The organism is Oleiphilus sp. HI0086 (genome assembly GCF_001635225.1).
Window position 1 is genome coordinate 1 of sequence record NZ_LWFZ01000503.1, and the last position, 515, is coordinate 515.

1 protein-coding gene is annotated in these 515 nt (G+C 47.8%); it reads right to left on the reverse strand.

Features of this window, described 5'->3' with window-relative positions; genetic code table 11:
* Positions 1-103: 103 nt before the first annotated feature.
* The coding region (locus tag A3756_RS06180; RefSeq protein WP_255376508.1) for an acyl-CoA dehydrogenase family protein at positions 104-515 on the reverse strand (412 nt) is incomplete at its 5' end.

Below are 515 nucleotides of genomic sequence, written 5' to 3' on the forward strand. Positions count from 1 at the left end.
TAAAGCGTCTGTGTTGGATTGTATAACGGTCATAAATGATTCTATCCATCGATAGCCTTAGCAATATTTGCTAAGGCTTGGCTTTAATTAACGAGGCAGGGTGTTAACGCGTTTCCATAAATAATTCGCGGCCGATTAGCATACGACGAATCTCGGAAGTTCCGGCACCAATTTCATAGAGCTTCGCATCTCGTAATAGGCGCCCAGCAGGGAACTCGTTAATGTAGCCATTGCCGCCAAGTATTTGGATTGCCTCCAAGGCCACTTTAGTTGCTGCTTCAGCGCTGTATAGAATGATACCGGCCGCATCTTTACGGGTGGTCTCACCTCGGTCACAGGCTTTAGCAACGGCGTATAAGTAGGCGCGGCTGGCATTGAGTGCTGTGTACATATCAGCCATCTTTCCCTGGATTAACTGGAACTCGCCGATCGACTGATTAAACTGTTTGCGTTCGTGGATATAAGGTATAACCAGGTCGAGGCAAGATTGCATAATGCCCGTTGGCCCACCTGAT